The 17,826-nt window shown below is 28.2% G+C and carries 19 protein-coding genes; 18 read left to right on the top strand and 1 reads right to left on the bottom strand.

Going from position 1 to position 17,826, the window contains the following annotated elements; all coding sequences use genetic code 11:
- Nucleotides 1-6: 6 nt before the first annotated feature.
- The 4 genes from larE (at nt 7) to WJW32_RS08295 (ending at nt 3,015) form a co-directional block, all read left to right on the top strand.
- Complete coding sequence (larE, locus tag WJW32_RS08310; RefSeq protein WP_340257251.1) at nt 7-828, top strand: ATP-dependent sacrificial sulfur transferase LarE; 822 nt, start codon at nt 7-9, stop codon at nt 826-828.
- A gap of 329 nt (nt 829-1,157) precedes the next feature.
- A complete protein-coding gene (locus tag WJW32_RS08305; RefSeq protein WP_340257249.1) occupies nt 1,158-1,511 on the top strand; it encodes a NusG domain II-containing protein in 354 nt (117 codons plus the stop codon).
- A gap of 124 nt (nt 1,512-1,635) precedes the next feature.
- Entirely contained in the window at nt 1,636-2,397 is a 762-nt protein-coding gene (locus WJW32_RS08300; protein WP_340257247.1) for a peptidoglycan-binding domain-containing protein, read from the top strand.
- An 81-nt stretch (nt 2,398-2,478) separates the two neighbouring features.
- Nucleotides 2,479-3,015: a TIGR01906 family membrane protein gene (locus WJW32_RS08295; RefSeq protein WP_340257245.1), complete on the top strand. Its 537-nt coding sequence runs from the start codon at nt 2,479-2,481 to the stop codon at nt 3,013-3,015.
- A gap of 104 nt (nt 3,016-3,119) precedes the next feature.
- On the opposite strand, the gene WJW32_RS08290 is transcribed toward WJW32_RS08295, so the two are convergent.
- Nucleotides 3,120-3,323: a DUF1657 domain-containing protein gene (locus WJW32_RS08290; RefSeq protein WP_340257243.1), complete on the bottom strand. Its 204-nt coding sequence runs from the start codon at nt 3,321-3,323 to the stop codon at nt 3,120-3,122.
- Nucleotides 3,324-3,493: 170 nt separating this feature from the next.
- On the opposite strand from WJW32_RS08290, the gene WJW32_RS08285 reads away from it, so the two are divergent.
- The 14 genes from WJW32_RS08285 to WJW32_RS08220 all read left to right on the top strand — a co-directional run bounded on the left by WJW32_RS08285 (nt 3,494) and on the right by WJW32_RS08220 (nt 17,823).
- On the top strand, nt 3,494-3,946 hold the full coding sequence (locus WJW32_RS08285; protein ID WP_340257241.1) for a spore coat protein: 453 nt from the start codon (nt 3,494-3,496) through the stop codon (nt 3,944-3,946).
- Nucleotides 3,947-4,014: 68 nt separating this feature from the next.
- Complete coding sequence (locus tag WJW32_RS08280; protein ID WP_340257239.1) at nt 4,015-4,713, top strand: YetF domain-containing protein; 699 nt, start codon at nt 4,015-4,017, stop codon at nt 4,711-4,713.
- Between the two features lie 11 nt (nt 4,714-4,724).
- Nucleotides 4,725-5,438: a DUF421 domain-containing protein gene (locus WJW32_RS08275; RefSeq protein WP_340257237.1), complete on the top strand. Its 714-nt coding sequence runs from the start codon at nt 4,725-4,727 to the stop codon at nt 5,436-5,438.
- Nucleotides 5,439-5,452: 14 nt separating this feature from the next.
- Nucleotides 5,453-5,623 (top strand): YgaP-like transmembrane domain, encoded by a 171-nt coding sequence (locus tag WJW32_RS08270; protein ID WP_340257235.1) that lies wholly within the window; start codon nt 5,453-5,455, stop codon nt 5,621-5,623.
- Nucleotides 5,624-5,847: 224 nt separating this feature from the next.
- The gene (locus tag WJW32_RS08265) at nt 5,848-6,132 is read left to right on the top strand and encodes a hypothetical protein (RefSeq protein WP_340257233.1); all 285 of its coding nucleotides are present in this window, start codon (nt 5,848-5,850) and stop codon (nt 6,130-6,132) included.
- A 54-nt stretch (nt 6,133-6,186) separates the two neighbouring features.
- Nucleotides 6,187-7,644, top strand: coding sequence for a two-component system sensor histidine kinase NtrB (locus WJW32_RS08260; protein WP_340257231.1), 1,458 nt, complete (start codon nt 6,187-6,189; stop codon nt 7,642-7,644).
- Nucleotides 7,619-8,965 (top strand): sigma-54-dependent transcriptional regulator, encoded by a 1,347-nt coding sequence (locus WJW32_RS08255; RefSeq protein ID WP_340257229.1) that lies wholly within the window; start codon nt 7,619-7,621, stop codon nt 8,963-8,965. The genes WJW32_RS08260 and WJW32_RS08255 overlap by 26 nt, the downstream gene beginning before the upstream one ends.
- 395 nt (nt 8,966-9,360) lie before the next feature.
- Nucleotides 9,361-11,112 carry an urease accessory protein UreH domain-containing protein gene (locus WJW32_RS08250; protein WP_340257226.1) on the top strand — a complete coding sequence of 584 codons (1,752 nt, stop codon included), beginning with the start codon at nt 9,361-9,363 and terminating at the stop codon, nt 11,110-11,112.
- 80 nt (nt 11,113-11,192) lie between these two features.
- On the top strand, nt 11,193-11,471 hold the full coding sequence (locus WJW32_RS08245) for a metal-sensing transcriptional repressor (protein WP_340257225.1): 279 nt from the start codon (nt 11,193-11,195) through the stop codon (nt 11,469-11,471).
- Nucleotides 11,472-11,532: 61 nt separating this feature from the next.
- Complete coding sequence (locus WJW32_RS08240; RefSeq protein WP_340257223.1) at nt 11,533-13,977, top strand: heavy metal translocating P-type ATPase; 2,445 nt, start codon at nt 11,533-11,535, stop codon at nt 13,975-13,977.
- A gap of 353 nt (nt 13,978-14,330) precedes the next feature.
- Nucleotides 14,331-15,386 (top strand): ACR3 family arsenite efflux transporter, encoded by a 1,056-nt coding sequence (gene arsB / locus WJW32_RS08235; RefSeq protein WP_340257220.1) that lies wholly within the window; start codon nt 14,331-14,333, stop codon nt 15,384-15,386.
- 86 nt (nt 15,387-15,472) lie between these two features.
- The gene (locus WJW32_RS08230; RefSeq protein WP_340257218.1) at nt 15,473-15,784 is read left to right on the top strand and encodes an ArsR/SmtB family transcription factor; all 312 of its coding nucleotides are present in this window, start codon (nt 15,473-15,475) and stop codon (nt 15,782-15,784) included.
- Between the two features lie 15 nt (nt 15,785-15,799).
- A complete protein-coding gene (locus WJW32_RS08225; protein ID WP_340257215.1) occupies nt 15,800-16,510 on the top strand; it encodes a metallophosphoesterase family protein in 711 nt (236 codons plus the stop codon).
- A gap of 164 nt (nt 16,511-16,674) precedes the next feature.
- Nucleotides 16,675-17,823 (top strand): aminotransferase class V-fold PLP-dependent enzyme, encoded by a 1,149-nt coding sequence (locus WJW32_RS08220; RefSeq protein WP_340257213.1) that lies wholly within the window; start codon nt 16,675-16,677, stop codon nt 17,821-17,823.
- The last annotated feature ends 3 nt before the right edge of the window (nt 17,824-17,826 follow it).

Here is a 17,826-nt window from a genome sequence, read left to right as displayed (position 1 = left end):
TAGACATTGAATTTAGAACAGAAATATACAAGACTTAAGGATATTATTAAAAACTTAGAAAGTGTAGCAATAGCTTTTTCTGGTGGAGTAGATAGCACTTTTTTATCTAAAGTATGTAAAGATGTACTAGGAGACCAAGCGATAGCTGTAACAGCAAAGTCATCCACTTATCCAGAAAGAGAATTCAAAGAATCACAAAAACTGGCACATGAAATAGGTATAAAGCAGATTGTAATTGTGTCAGAAGAAACTGAAATAGAAGGATTTACAAAAAATCCTTCAAATAGATGTTATTATTGTAAACATGAACTTTTTTCTAAAGTGGGAGAAGTAGCTAAAGAACATGGGGTAAAATATGTTCTGGATGGGTCTAACTTTGATGATTTAGGAGATTATAGACCAGGTATGAAGGCTGCAAAAGAATTAGAAGTAATAAGCCCTCTTAAAGAAGCAGGTTTAACTAAAGACAACATAAGAAATTTATCTAAGAGATTAGATTTAGCAACATGGGATAAACCAGCTTTTGCTTGTTTATCTTCTAGATTTCCATATGGGCAAGAAATTACTTTAGAAAAGCTTTCAATGGTAGATAAAGCTGAAAATTACTTAAGAGATATTGGATTTAAGCAATTTAGAGTAAGACACCATGGCGATATTGCTAGAATAGAGATAGCACAAGATGAAAGAGCAAAGATTTTTGATGTGAAAATAATGGATGAAATAGGTAATGAATTTAAAAATATAGGTTTTGATTATGTAACTTTAGATTTACTTGGTTATAGAACTGGTAGCATGAATGAAGTTTTAAAAGAAGAAGATAAAATATAATAATAAAAAGTCGTTAGTTATGTAAAGCTAGCGACTTTTTGATATAAAACACAAAATGGTATATATATTGCTTAATATAAATAATTATTTAATATATTTAGTACATAAAGGAGGCATTGGGATGCAATACCAAAAAGAAAGTAATTATAATAAAATCATAGGTCTTTTAAAATTCACATTATTAGCTACGGGAGTAATGATAACTTCTATTTTTCATTTTATGAGATAAAAAATATATTCAAAATAAGACTAGTCTTTATAGGGTGTGTAGGATATAAAACAATTAATGTTGGAAAACTTACAAACATAATAAAAAGGAGTTATACAGTATGAAAAAAGGAGATATAATTATTATTTTATTAGTGGTAATTATTAGTATTGGAGGGATGACATTTGTTAACAAAGTAAGTATAGATATGGATAAAAAATATGTAGTAATAAATGTAGAAAATAAAATTGTAGACAAAATTTTGATTGATAATAAAACAGAAGGAATATATAAGTTTGAGTTCAATAATGAGGATGGATATGTTGAAGTGAAAAATGGGAGGGCAAGGATGCTTGAGATGGATAAAAGAATATGTCCACGAAAAATTTGCTCTGAAATTGGCTGGATAGATAAAAAATACCAAAGTATTGTTTGTTTACCGAATAAAATTTTAGTAAAGATTGAGAGTGTATAAGAATGCTTTATAAGTAAGCATTCTTATTTTTTTTGTTATATTCAGAAAAATTGGCATAATAATTGCTTTAATTTAATTAGAAAAAACGACACAATTAAAATGAAATGTCAACAAGGAGGAAATAATGAATAAGAAAAAAATAATTACAGGAATTATAGGATTAAGTCTATTTATACAACCTCTAACCGGAAATAGTATTTATGCGGATAATGAAATTAGCATAACACAAACATTAAAAGCTGGAATGAGGGGTGAATCAGTTGTATCACTTCAAAAAAGGTTAGAAAATTTAGGTTATTTTAACTATAAGGCAACAGGTTATTTTGGAAATATAACTAAAGAGTCTGTAAAAAAATTTCAAAGAGATAGAAATCTCTATGCAGATGGAATAGCAGGAAAGAATACAATAGCTGAATTAAATAAAATAAAAGAAACAATAACTCCTGTGAGTAGAGGGGTTGTAGAGAATACTGTTTCTAATTGGACTTGGTTTGGAAAGATAACAAATATAATTCCAAGAGGAACTACTTTTAAAGTTATAGATGTATATACAGGAAAAGAATTTAATGCAAAGAGAACTTATGGAACTAACCACGCAGATACAGAAACATTAACCAAAGAAGATACAAGAATTATGAAAGAATTGTATGGGGGCAAATGGTCTTGGGATAGAAGACCTATTATTGTTGAAGTTGATGGTATAAAAATTCCAGCATCTATGGATGGTATGCCTCATGGATCAGATTTTATAAGTGATAATAATATGGAGGGCCATTTTGACATTCATTTTTTATTAAGTAAGACTCATGGTAGTAACAGAGTAGAACCTAATCACCAAAAGGCAGTTAAGATAGCAAACCAGTATTTAGGACAATACAATAAATAAGTAAAAAGGTATAGAGAGCAGTATAGAGTTAAATTTTGTAGTAGATACAACTACAAAGTTTAACTCTATACTACATATTATATGGACATTAAATATTTAGATATTGAAAAACAGTCCGATTTAAAAAAAGAAGAAATTATAGAAAATTATAATTATGTTATTGATTATTTGGAAAACAAAGAAAAGGAAGATTTTCATCTTCCATCATTGAGTTACTCTAAAAATGGAAAAATTCATTTTAAAGAAGTAAAAAAAATATTTCTTATATTAGAAAGACTGTTATGGGTTACTTTAGTTCTAAGTATTTTAGGAATATATATGAAATATAAAAAAAAGGAATTTTATTTTATAAAGCAAGTATCTACTATATTAATGACTACTCCTTTGGTATTATTGTTGATTTTTAATATTAATTTTGATATAAGTTTTACAATATTTCATAAAATATTCTTTGGAAATGAGTATTGGATTTTTAATCCAAAAACAGATCCTATTATAAGATTATTACCTCAAGAATTTTTCTTTCATTCAGCACTAATGATACTAATTCTATGTATAATGAGTGGGATTCTTTTAAGAATTATCTATGAAAAAAATTTAAAAAAGATAATAACGTAATAAAAAGACATTCTAATCTTTGCTCTTAACATAGAGGAGCATAAGAAGTACAAGATAAAATAAAGCAGTCCAATATTTGAATAATGGACTGCTTTATTTTATACTTATTCTCTATATTGAGGTTCTTCAGATTTTACAAAATCAAGTCTGCTTTGAAGTGATTGAGCTGTATTCTGAGTAGTTTGTGCTAATTGATTAAAAAGTTGTTTAGCTTGTTGATCATTTGTATCCATTGAAAATGTTTTAAGCTGTGCCGATAATCCTTGAGCACTTGCTAAAGCTTGTTCTAGTTTATTAACTGTAGCCATATAAAACCCTCCTATATAAATCTTATGATTATTATATGCAAATATAATTATTTGATTATTCAAAATGAGATGAAATTTATTACATGATAAACAGTTTCACTGCTGTTAAAATTCGCTGTACGAGAATAATATATTTGTTTTTGCTAAAAATATAATAAGGAGGTGTAATTATGCAAATACAACTTAGTCAAAAAGAAAGAATGTACTTAGAAGATGGAAAAATTCAAGAGGGGTTATGTGTTCAAAAATATCAAAAATATGCTCAACAAGCTCAAGGTCAGCAATTGAAACAGGTTTTCAATAAAATTGCTACAGAGGAGCAGCATCATCTTGACATGATTAATCAGTTACTTCAAGGTCAGCAGCCAAATATGGCACATCCTCAACAGCAACAAAATCAAACTGCTTCTCAAGATACTATGAATAATGAAAATGATAAAAATCTTTGTGGAGATTTACTATCTACAGAAAAATATGTTTCAAGTACTTATGATACAGCTGTTTTTGAATCTGCAAATCCAGCAGTTAGACAAGCTTTTCAACATATTCAACAAGATGAACAAAAACATGGAGAAGAACTTTTTAATTATATGAATAGCCATGGGATGTACAATGTTAAATAAACTTAAAGATAAGCTTAATATTTTTATTAAGCTTATCTTTAAATAAATTTTATACAAAAGGTGATTTTATGGATATACATACTATTTTCTTTGAAGGAGAAAAATTTGGTATATTAGAGTTATTTATCAGAACATCCATTTTATATTTTATGTTGTTTGGATCAGCTAAAATGATGGGGTTTCGACAACCAGGAATAGTAACTCCATATAATTTTTTAATGGCAGCTGGAATTAGCCATATTGCAGCTGCTCGTATGGTAAATCCAAAAGCAAGGTTAGTAGATGCAATTTTTATAATTATTGTATATACTTTGATTAATTTATTTATATCATATTTATATTTTAAATTGCCATCCATTGCTTCTCAAAAACCAACTATATTAATTAAAAATGGGAAAGTGATAAAGGATAATCTTTCAAAAACAAAGCTAACAATTGATAATATATTTTCTATATTAAGACAAAAAGATGCTTCTAATATTGAAAAAGTAGAATATTTGATATTCGAAGCAACAGGTGACTTTAGTATAGCATTAAATAACAATACTCTTCCTGTAATTAAAAAAGATATGGGAATAGAGCCGTCTCAAGATATTTTATCTGAAATTGTAATTTATAATGGAAAAGTAGATCAGAAAATTCTTAACAATAATAATCTGAATTATGATTGGATTATTGGTGAGCTTAAGTTTAATAATATAAATAACATAGAAGATGTTTATCTAGGGATTTTAACTCCAAATAAAAAGTTATATATAAATATATAGGAGGGAATTTAATGCCACAGATTTTTGGAGTTATAAAAGAAATATCATTAGTTGGATTTATTATAAGAACTTTTATAGTAGGTATTATAGTTTTTTTAGTAGGAAGAAATATACCAAAACGAACTATAAATCAGCTAACTGCATATGATTTTATACTTGCATGGATATTAGGTGCTCTTACAGTTGCACCTTTACTAGATGGAGAAATTTCATTTACATATATAATTATACCATTATTAACTTTATTTTTATGGCACTTTATATTTGATTATATATCTTTAAAAAATAGAAAAATATCTTTATATTTTAATGGGAAACCTGCTATTTTGGTAGATAATGGAAAGATAATGAGGAAAAATATGAAAAAACATTTTATAAATATTGATTTACTTTTGAGTGAATTACGAATTAAAAATATTTTTGATATCTCAGAAGTTAAGTATGCAATTTTAGAGCCAAATGGTCATTTTAGTATTATAAAAAAAGAATCACATAGGCATGTTACTCCAATAGATGTTAACTTATTTGCTAAACCTGTAGATTTACCTTTAGTTATTATAAATGATGGCAAATTATTTGAAGAAAATTTAGCTAGATCAGGAGTAGACAGAATGTGGCTTATGAATAATCTGATTATGTATAATATAGATGATATAAAAAATGTTTATCTTTGTACTATAGATAGTTTTAAAAAAATATATGTTGCTAAAAAGAATAATAACTAAAGAGGTGCAAAAATTTGAAATTAAATTTTAAAAAAAACTTAGGAAATACAGATAGAATTATAAGGACAGGATTAGGATTAGTATCAATATGGTTAATGTATTATAAAATAATAACAGGATGGATAGCTAATTTTGTTATAATATTTGGGGTATTACAATTTATAGAAGCGTATTTAGGATATTGAATCGTATATGATTTAATGGGGTGGTCAACTTCAAAAAGATAGATTTATATATTAAAATTCAGTTATGATTTTAAACAATAAAAATTAAGTAAAAATAAAAAATGCATTGATATGCATTTTTTTTATTTTATATTATATTTAAAATTTATATTTTTGGTTTTGTAATTATAGAAATGGCATGATTATTGCTTTAATTACAGATTATAGACTAGGGAGGGATAACTATGAAAAAAAGAAAATTTATAATAGGAATATTTATATGCATTATTTTATTATTTATATATTTGTATTATAATCAAAATAATTTTTTATATAGTAGGGGCATGTGCGGTAGTGGTATGCATGGATTGAGATATATGGGATTGTATTATTTAGCTGTAATGACGATTATAGCATTAGTCTTAATAATGTATTTTAAAAAAGAAGAAAAAAAATGTTCCTTTTGTAAATCAAATGTGCATGAAACATGGAAGGTATGTCCTTATTGTGAAAATAAGTTAGATAAGTAGACTTGTTCTAGTGATAAAATAGAAATAAATAGTAAATTTCAAGGAGATATAATTATGGTAAATGAAAATAATAGAAATGATATAATTTTTATTGGATTAAATATAGTTATTATAACATTACTTCATTATTTTACTACAGCTACAAAATGGGACATTCATGATTTTTATAGACGACTATATTACATTCCAATCATTGTATCAGCTTATAAATTCAGGCTAAGAGGAGGTATATTTGCTTCGTTAATTGTCTTCTTATTTTATGCTCCTCATATGCTGATTTATTTTACAGAGATTAATATGGCAAGTTTAAACCAAATTTTAGAAGTTGTAATGTTTGTTATTATAGGAAGTATAACAGGTTTTTTAGCAGAATCAGATTTCAAAAAGAAACTGATGCTACGAATTCAAATAAAAAAAGTAACAGATCTTGAAAAGTACACACAAAATATACTTAATAGTATAACGAATGGACTTATTGCTATAGATAGAGATTTAAAGATAAAATCTATAAATAAAGAAGGTGAAAAACTATTTAAATTAGATGAATACTATTTAGGAAAGACACTAGATGGTTTATTTATTGAGTATAAAGAAATTGAAAATTTTTTAATAGATGTACTTGAAGAAAATAAAAAAATGCTAAATATTGAAACTAAGTGTAAGAGTAAAAATGGAAATATTTTGGATGTGGAATTATTGGTGTATCCTCTTAAAAATATTACAGAAAAAATAGAGGGTTTAGTACTTATAATAGAAGATATATCAGAAATTAAAAAGCTTGAAAATCAAGTAAGAAGAGCAGATAAACTTTCGGCTGTAGGAGAGTTAGCATCTGGCGTAGCACATGAAATTAGAAATCCATTAGGTATTATAAAAACTATATCTCAAACAATTAATGAAGATATTAAAGCTAACAATATGGAAGAGGAAGAAATAAAAGAAGGTATTGGTATTATTATTCATGAGATTGATAGAGCCAACTCTGTAATTAAAGGGTTGTTAGATTTTGCAAAACCAAGTGTATGTCAAATCAAAATTCAAAGTATTGATAAATTACTAAAAGATATAGTATTAATTACTAATAAATATGCAAAGCAACAAAATGTGAAAATAAACTATATTTGTAAAGAAGATAAAAATATATTAATAGATGGAGAAAAACTAAAGCAAGCTTTTGTAAATATAATATTCAATTCTGTACATGCTATGCAAAGTGGAGGAAATCTCAATATAGATTTATGTATACAAAAGGATTGGGTCAAGATATCCTTTGAAGACGAAGGAATTGGTATACTTAAGAATAAATTAGAAAAAATATTTGAGCCTTTTTATACTACAAAAGATATAGGAACGGGACTTGGATTATCTATTACCCATAGAATTATAGAAGAACATAAAGGATATATAAATGTAGAAAGTGAAATTGGAAAGGGAACAAAGCTTGATATTTATATTCCGTCTAAGTATCAGGAAGGAGACGAAAAAATTGAAGAAGATATTAATTGCAGATGATGAACAAAATATGCTTTGGGCTATAAAAAGAGCATTAAAAGGGAAAGAATATAAAATTATTACAGCATCAGATGGACTAGAGGCACTAGAAAAATTTAAGACACATGAACCTGATCTTGTATTGTTAGATTTTAAAATGCCACAAATGGATGGTATGAACGTTTTAAAAGAAATAAAAAATATAAACTCAAAAATACCTGTTATTATGATCACAGCCCATGGCACAATGGAATCTGCTATTGAGGCTATGAAAATTGGAGCTCTAGATTACATTTCAAAGCCATTTGATATAGATGAGTTGAAAATTCAAATAAAAAAAGCACTCGAAATTGGAGATATGAAGGAACAAATAGATTTTTTTAAAGAAGAAATAAGAAATATTACAGGCAAACCAATAATAGGTGATAGCTCTCATATGAAAAGAGTAATGCAAATAGTAGAGCGTGTTTCAAAAACTAATGCAACGGTATTAATAATGGGAGAAAGTGGAACAGGAAAAGAGTTAATAGCAAGTGCTGTGCACTATAGTAGTGATAGAAGCGATAAACCATATATAACAGTAAATTGTGGAGCTCTTCCGGAAAACTTGATTGAAAGTGAGTTGTTTGGACATGATAAAGGATCTTTTACTGGAGCTGTAAGCAAAAAATTAGGAAGATTTGAAAGAGCAAATAAAGGAAGTATTTTTTTAGATGAAATAGGAGAATTAAGTCTATCTGTTCAAGTGAAACTTTTAAGGGTATTACAGGAAAAAGAGATAGAAAGAGTAGGTGGCACGGAAACTATCGATGTAGATGTTAGAATTATAGCTGCAACAAATAAGGATTTAAAAAAAATGGTTGAAGACGGTACATTTAGAGAGGATTTATATTACAGATTAAATGTGATACCTATACAACTACCTGCTTTAAGAGAACGAAAGGAAGATATTAAATTATTAGTTGAGTATTTTTTAGAAAAATACTGCAAAGAAATGGGTAGAGATAGTATGGACATCAGTACAGAAGCAATAAATATTTTTAGTAATTATAGCTTTAAAGGAAACATAAGAGAACTTGAAAATATAATTGAGAGATTGGTTATCTTGAGTGAAGGTACATTGATTGATAAAAATGATTTGCCTAGAGAAATACTATATGAAAGCAGTAAAGAGTTTCAATTCAAATTACCTTCAAACGGAATAAATTTAGAAAAAATAGAAAAAAGCTTTATACTGCAAGCTTTGAAAATATGCGATCATAATCAAACAAAAGCAGCTAAACTTTTAGGAGTTACAAGACATACCCTTATATATAGAATGGAAAAATATAATATAAATTAGAAATGAGAATTCTACTATTAGAATTCTCATTTTGATTTATAAGGAAATTATACAATTCTTAATTTGGGCTAAAAAACACATCTTGTGTAGCATATAACACATATCAAATTACAATCAAGTCAAACTTACTTAAAATAGATGTATGCTCTGAGCGATTATTCATACAAGATGAAAGTCTTAGAGTTATTTGTAATCGTATTAAAATGGATTTATACGAAAGCTAAAAGTTCTAAAACTCCATCTGAATTAAGTTTCACTTTATAAAGGGTGATAATCAAATTATTACAAAAAATTGGAACTATCTAAGTTAAAACTTAAAGGTTGGCACACAAATTGCTAATAATATTAAATATATAACAAATAGAAAGGATATTGAAAAATGAAGGAGAGAGGTTATGAAATTAATTAAGCTGTATGTAGATGGAATTGTTTGCAATAGCTGCGAAAACATTATACAAGATGCTTTGATACAAGTTGAGGGAGTTATTAAAGTAAATGTAATATTTAAAGATTCTAATGTTGAGATAACTTATGATGAAAGCAAAGTAAATGAGAATATTTTAAAGCAAACAATTAAAAATAAAGGATATGAAGTTGTTGAAAAATCAAATAGTTCAAGAAAATCTACTTTTGGACTATTAATATTAATTTTTAGTATTTTTTATATTATAAAAAATACAATAGGATTCAACTACATTCCAGAGGTAAATGAAGAAATGGGATATGGGTTGATTTTTATAGTTGGACTGTTGACTTCAATTCACTGTATTGCGATGTGTGGAGGAATTGCGCTCTCTCAAAGTGTGAATAGCAATTCAAAAAATAAATTAAGAAACTCTATACTTTATAATGCAGGAAGAGTAATTTCTTACACTTTAATAGGAGGTATAGTTGGTGGATTAGGACAAATAATAACGCCTTCAGGTCAACTTAAAGGCATTGTTGCTATTTTTGCAGGAATATTTATGATTTTATTAGGTATGAAAATGTTAAATATAATTCATATTCCTAGATTTTTTAAATTTAAACTAGTAACTCCTAAATTTATAAGTAACAATATAAAAAAGAATAATGCTTTAACACCTTTTTTTATAGGTATAGCTAATGGATTTATGCCTTGTGGACCTCTTCAAACAATGCAATTATATGCTTTAGGAACAGGAAGCTTCGTAAAAGGAGCTCTATCAATGTTTTTATTTAGTTTAGGAACAGTTCCTCTTATGCTTGGCTTTGGCGCGATAACTTCAATACTTGGAGCTAGACTTAATAAAAAAATATTAAAAATTAGTTCTGTATTAGTTATAGTATTGGGTATAATAATGGCAAATAGAGGGTTAGCTTTATCAGGAGTAGAATTAGAGGTGCCTATATTTGAAAATTCAACAAAAGATATGAAAGTAGCAAAAGTAGAAAATGGAAAACAAGTAGTTAATTTAACGGTTAAGAATAGTGAATATGTACTGGATTCTAAAGTTGTTAAAGTAGGAGAACCGGTAAAAATAAATCTGAAGGTAGAAAGTTTAAATGGATGCAATAATCCAATTGGGATTTCGAAATATGGAATAAAAAAAGATTTAACCAAAGATAGGACTATTGAATTTATACCTGATACAGAAGGACCTATAACTATAAGCTGCTGGATGGGAATGGTTACAATAAAACTGTATGCTGTTAATGATTTAAATAATGTTGATAGTAGTACACTTGATTCAAAAGAAAACTATAATGAAGAATTTAATAGTTCGGGATATTGTAGCATTCAATCAGAAAATAAAGCTGCAATTGCAGATATAAAAAACAATAACCAAGTTGTCGAGATGAATGTAAATTCTAGTGGTTATAGTCCCAATATTTTAGTTGTACAAAAAGATATACCTGTTAATTGGGTTATAAATGGAGAGGAAATTACGTATTGCAATAATTCAATTATAATTCAAGGAACGGATTCAAAAATAGAAGTTAAAGAGGGGAAAAGTGAAGTGAAATTCACACCAAATGAAATTAGTGAAATTGAATTTACATGTTGGATGGGTATGTTAAGTGGCAAAATAGTTGTAGTAGATGATATAAATGATGTGGATTTAAAATCATTAGAAAAAACAGCAAATCAAAATATTCAAAATCGTAGAGGTGGCTGTGGAAATTAAATTTTAATTAATGATATTGACAAGAATATTTGTATATGTTTAAATAAAATCATAATCACCCCGCATAGGGGGGTGGGGTAATGGAGGTGGTGCTTTTGAATAAGAATCAAGAAATTGCTGTGCATAATCTAAAGACTGCTAGAGGGCAAATTGATGGAATTTTGAAAATGATAGAAGATGAAAGATATTGTATAGATATATCAAATCAGATAATATCATCTCAATCTTTATTAAAAAAGGCGAATTTGATTATACTAAAAAATCATTTAAATAGTTGCATAAAAAATTCTTTTAAAGATGATGAATATGAAAAAATAGAAGAAGTATCTAAAATAATAGAGAGAATAATAGGAAAATAAGTGTAATTATATTTAAGAAAATAAAGCCAAAATGAAGTTTAAAAGGAGTTGAAATCTAGCTATGAAAAAGAATTTTAATATAGAAGGATTACATTGTGCTTCTTGTGTAAGTGCTCTAGAAAAAGCGATGCATAAATTAGAAGGAGTACAAGATGTTAGTGTGAATTTAGCAACACAGAAAATGGAAATAAGATATAACGAAGATATTCTTTATGAACAAGAGGTTATAGACGCTGTAAGTAAGGCTGGTTATAAAGCAACTGGGGATGAAGATATAAGAGAAATTACTATTCCAGTACAAGGAATGACTTGAGCATCTTGCGTAAGTGCTGTTGATAGGGCTATCAACAAATTAGAAGGAATAAAATCTGTAGATGTGAACATTGCTACTAATAAAGCAAAAGTAATTTATGATGCAGATAAGGTAAGAATTTCAGAAATAAAAAACGCAATTAAAAAAGCTGGATATACACCTTTAGATATAGAAAAACAAGAAACACAAGATCAAGATAAAGAAAAAAGAGAGAAAGAAATAAAGACATTGTTTAAAAAGTTTATTGTATCTGCTATATTTACAATCCCTCTTTTTTATATTGCAATGGGACATATGCTTGGATTCCCGTTACCGAGTATTATTGAACCTATGTATAATCCACTAAATTTTGCATTAGTTCAAATTATTTTAACTGTGCCTGTAGTAATAGCTGGATATAAGTTTTACACTGTAGGATTTAGATCACTGTTTAAAGGAAGCCCGAATATGGATTCGTTAATTGCTGTAGGAACAAGTGCAGCTATTATTTACGGTTTATATGCTATATATCAAATTATTAATGGGAATATAGAGTATGCAAAAGATTTATACTTTGAAACAGCAGGAGTTATCATTACTTTAATACTTCTTGGAAAATACTTAGAATCTGTTTCAAAAGGAAAGACTTCAGATGCAATAAAAAAGCTTGTAGGTATGCAGCCTAAAACTGCTATAGTTATTCAAAATGGTGAGGAAACAATTATACCTATTGAAGAAGTAGAAGAAGGAGATATAGTACTAGTAAAACCTGGAGAAAAAATTCCTGTTGATGGAGTTGTAATAGAAGGGCATAGTTCTGTTGATGAATCTATGCTTACAGGAGAGAGTATCCCTGTTGAGAAAAAAACAGGAGATAATGTAGTAGGAGCAAGTATTAATAAAAATGGTGTAATCAAATTTAAGGCAACTAAAGTAGGAAAAGATACAGCGCTTTCTCAAATTATTAAGTTGGTAGAAGCAGCACAAGGAAGTAAAGCACCTATTGCAAAACTTGCAGATACAATATCTGGGTATTTTGTTCCTATAGTTATGGGAATTGCTTTAATTTCAGGAATTGCCTGGTATATTTCAGGTGAATCTTTAATATTTTCTTTAACTATGTTTATATCTGTTCTAGTTGTAGCTTGCCCATGTGCTTTAGGACTTGCAACTCCAACAGCTATAATGGTTGGAACAGGAAAAGGAGCAGAAAATGGAGTTTTAATTAAAAGTGGAGGGGCACTTGAAACTGCTCATAAAATACAAACAATTGTATTTGATAAAACGGGAACTATAACAGAAGGAAAGCCAAAAGTTACAAATGTAATTACTTTAGGTAATTATACAGAGGATGAACTAGTTCAAGTGGCAGCTTCAGCTGAGAAAGGATCAGAGCATCCATTAGGAGAAGCTATTGTAAGAGAAGCAGAGGAAAAAAGTATTTCTTTATTAAATTTAGATAAGTTCTATGCTATACCGGGTCATGGTATAGAAGTTGAGATAAAAAATAAGAAAATATATTTAGGTAATGAGAAATTAATGAAAGATAAAAATATAAATATAAGTTTGAAAGAAGAATCTGATAAGCTTGCAAGTGAAGGAAAAACACCTATGTATATGGCTGTAAATGATAAACTAGAAGGTATTATTGCTGTTGCAGATGTAGTAAAAGAAAGTAGCAAAAAAGCTATAGATATTCTTCATAGAATGGGAATAGAAGTTGCTATGATTACTGGTGATAATAAGAAAACTGCTAGTGCTATTGCCAAGCAAGTTGGAATAGATGTAGTTTTAGCAGAAGTACTTCCTGAAGATAAGGCAAATGAAGTAAAAAAACTCCAAGATAAAAACAAAGTTGTAGCTATGGTTGGAGATGGTATAAATGATGCTCCAGCTCTAGCTCAAGCAGATATAGGTATTGCTATTGGGTCTGGGACAGATGTTGCAATGGAATCAGCAGATATAGTACTTATGAAAAGTGATTTAGTAGATGTTGCTACTGCCATAAAACTAAGTAAAAGTACTATAAGAAATATTAAGCAAAATCTATTTTGGGCATTTGGATATAATACAGCAGGAATACCTCTTGCAGCAGGAGTGTTTTATGCACTAGGTGGACCTAAGCTTAATCCAATGTTTGCAGCAGGGGCCATGGCTTTAAGTTCTGTATCTGTAGTAACGAATGCTTTGAGATTAAGAAAATTTAAACCATAAAATTCGCTTCATGTTACCGCATGGCTCATGTCGCCAACGAGTCCTACGGGCTCCGTTGTTCAAAAATAGTTGATATTGTAATTCTTTATCAATGCAATTTACAGATTGAAAATTATATAATTGCCTTATGTATAAGAAATAGTCCGATATGCAAAATATTGGACTATTTTCTTTTTTGGACTAATTGGAGCCGTAATTCTTAACAAAATCATGTATATTTAAAAGATAATATTGACACATTAAAATGTATATGTGTATATTATATATAGATATATTTAAATATATCTATATATAATGTACTTTTACAAAAGATAAATTTGATAAAAGCAACAAAAGAAGGAGGCATTTTTATAATGAAAGAAAAAAACAAAAAAAATGTAGGTCTAGATTTTTTTGGTAAATATCTTACGCTATGGGTGACTATATGCATAATAGTAGGAGTAGGTATAGGTCAAATATTTCCTGATTTTCCTAGAGTATTAAGTAAATTTGAATACTCAAAAGTATCAATTCCAGTAGCCATACTTATCTGGATTATGATTTATCCTATGATGCTTAAAATTGATTTTTCAAGTATTGTAAACGCAACAAAAAAACCAAAAGGACTAACAGTAACTTGCGTTACAAACTGGTTAATAAAACCATTTACTATGTATTTAATAGCAGGATTTTTCTTGAAAGTAGTTTTTAAAAATTTAATTCCAGCAAATCTAGCATCTGATTATCTAGCTGGAGCAGTACTTTTAGGAGCAGCACCTTGTACTGCTATGGTATTTGTTTGGAGTCATTTAACAAAAGGCGATGCCGCTTATACAGTAGTTCAAGTTGCTATAAACGATCTGATTTTACTATTTGCATTTACACCTATAGTTGCATTTTTACTTGGAGTAAGTGATGTAGTTGTACCGTATGATACATTATTTTTATCAGTGGTTTTATTTGTAGTTATTCCTTTGGTAGGTGGATATTTATCTAGAAAATATATTATAAAAAACAAAGGAATAGAGTATTTTGAAAATATATTTCTTAAAAAATTTGACAATATAACAATAATAGGGTTGTTGCTTACTTTAATTATAATATTTTCTTTCCAAGGAGAGGTAATACTTAACAACCCAGTGCATATTGCATTAATAGCTGTACCGCTTATAATTCAAACAGTTCTTATATTTTTTATTGCATATTTTTGGGCTAAAGCGTGGAAACTACCTCATAATATAGCGGCACCTGGAGCAATGATTGGAGCAAGTAACTTTTTTGAATTAGCAGTAGCTGTTGCAATATCTTTATTTGGTTTACAATCTGGAGCAGCTCTCACAACAGTCGTTGGAGTATTAGTTGAGGTTCCATTAATGCTTGCGCTTGTTAAAATAGCAAATAAAACCAAACATTGGTTTGGTCAAAATTAATAAAAAAATGATATTGACATATTAAATTGTATATGGATATACTTCATATAGATAGATTTAAATACATATATGGAGGTTAAAAAAATATGGACAAAATGGTTGAAATATTCAAGGCTTTATCTGATAAGAATAGACTCCTTATTTTAGATATGCTTTCATGTGGAGAATTATGTGCTTGTGATATTATAGAAGGATTAAATTTAACTCAACCGACTATATCTCATCATATGAAAATTTTGCAAAAGTCAGATTTAATAAATGTTAGAAAAGAAGGAAAGTGGATGAAATATTCTTTGAATTTAGAAGTTATAAAAGAATCAATAGGTTATATAAATATACTTGCATCACCTAAAGAGAATTGCATTTGTAAGGGAATAAAAAAAGATTGTAATGAGTAAATGGAGGGAATGAATATGAAAATAGCAGTAATAGCAGACGTTCATAGTAATATTTATGCATTAGATGCAGTAGTGAATGATATAAAAGAAAAAAACTTAGATTTAACAGTTTGTGTTGGAGATTTAGTAGGATATGCTACATTCCCAAATGAAGTTATAAATTTAATCAGAAGAGAAAACATACTAACTGTAATGGGTAATTACGATGATGCAGTAGGAAATATGAGAATTATATGTGGATGTGATTATCCTGATGCTAAGGATGCTGAAAATGCTGCAAGATCTCTGCAGTATAGTATTGAAAATACAAGTGAAGAAAATAAAGAATTTTTAGCGAATCTTCCAAAAGAGATGACTTTGACATTTGAAGGAAAGACTATTACATTCGTTCATGGAAGTCCAAGAAAATTAAATGAATACTTGAAAGAGGATTCTAAAGAAGCTAAAGAAGTTATGGAAGAATTCACAGAAGATATATTAGTATGCGGACACACTCATAAACCGTATTACAAAATGTATGAAGATAAAATGCTTGTGAATAGTGGAAGTGTAGGAAAGTCTAAAACAGGAAGTCCAGATGCAAACTATGTAATAATAGATATTAAAGAAGATGCAAAAGTAGATATAGTGGAAGTTTCTTATGACTTTGAAAAAACAGCAAAGGCTATAGAAGAAAGTGTTTTACCTAATGAATTTGCAGAGATTATAAGAACAGGAAGAGCATAAGGTTATAGGCAAGAGATAAGGAAAAAATATCTGAATATTATATTAAATAAAAATGGTAGAGATTTAGTTTTCTCTACCATTTTTATTATCTTTTCATTGGAAAATTATAGTAAGTATGGGCTTGAATAGGTATAATAAAAGTAATGACAAAAGGGGGAGTTCATATGGGAATATATTTAGACAATGCAGCAACTTCTTTTCCAAAGCCAATACAGGTATCAGATGCAGTATATAATTTTATGGTCAATATTGGGGCAACATCTGGAAGAGGGGCTTATGAAAAAGCTATGGAATCAGATAGATTAGTTTATGAAACAAGAAAACGTATTGCTTCTTTGTTTAATCATGATGATCTTAAAAAAGTTATTTTCACATCAAATGTAACAGAATCATTGAATTTAGCTATAAAAGGAATCTTAAAAAAAGGAGATCATGTAATTACAAGCTCTCTTGAACACAATGCAGTATGGAGATGTCTTAAAACTTTAGAAAGAGATATTGAAATAAGTATTTCTACGGTACCATGTAATGAAGAAGGATACACGAATTCAAATGATGTTGAAAAATACATAAAAGAAAATACAGCACTTATTATTTTCACACATGCTTCTAATGTTATAGGAACAATACAGCCAATAAGAGAAATAGGAGTTATTGCTAAAAAATATAAAATTCCTTTTTTAGTAGATGCAGCTCAAACAGCAGGAGTATATCCTATAGATGTAAAAAAAGATAATATTGATTTATTAGCTTTCACAGGACATAAAAGTTTACTTGGACCTATGGGAACTGGAGGACTTATTGTAAATTGGGACAAAGATATAAATCCTTTAAAATCTGGAGGAACAGGTGGAGATTCATCTTATGAATATCAACCGAACTACTTTCCAAATAGATTAGAAACTGGAACACCTAATGTTAGTGGTATAGTGGGTCTTTTAGAAGCTATAAAATTTATACAAGAAAAAGGTATAGATACTATTTTAAATAAAGAAAAAGAAGTGTTATCATATGCATTTAAAAGATTAGAAGAAGTAGAACATATATCTATTTATGGTCCAAAAAATACTGAAAAAATAATAAGTGTAATTGCATTTAATTTAAAAGATAAATCTGCAGAAGAGGTAGCTTATGAACTTGACCAAAATTATGGCATTATGATAAGAGCAGGTCTTCACTGTGCTCCAAGTGCTCATAGTGTAATAGGAACACAAAAAATAGGAACAGCAAGAATAGGAATAGGTTATTTTAATGAGAAAGAAGATATTGATTTATTTGTAGATGCACTTAAAAAAATAAACAATCAAAATTAGGGA

This window comes from Tepidibacter sp. Z1-5, from assembly GCF_037844525.1.
Lineage (GTDB): Bacteria > Bacillota > Clostridia > Peptostreptococcales > Peptostreptococcaceae > Tepidibacter_A.
The sequence above is the reverse complement of the archived record's forward strand: the minus strand, read 5'-3'. Positions and strand labels throughout refer to the sequence as shown.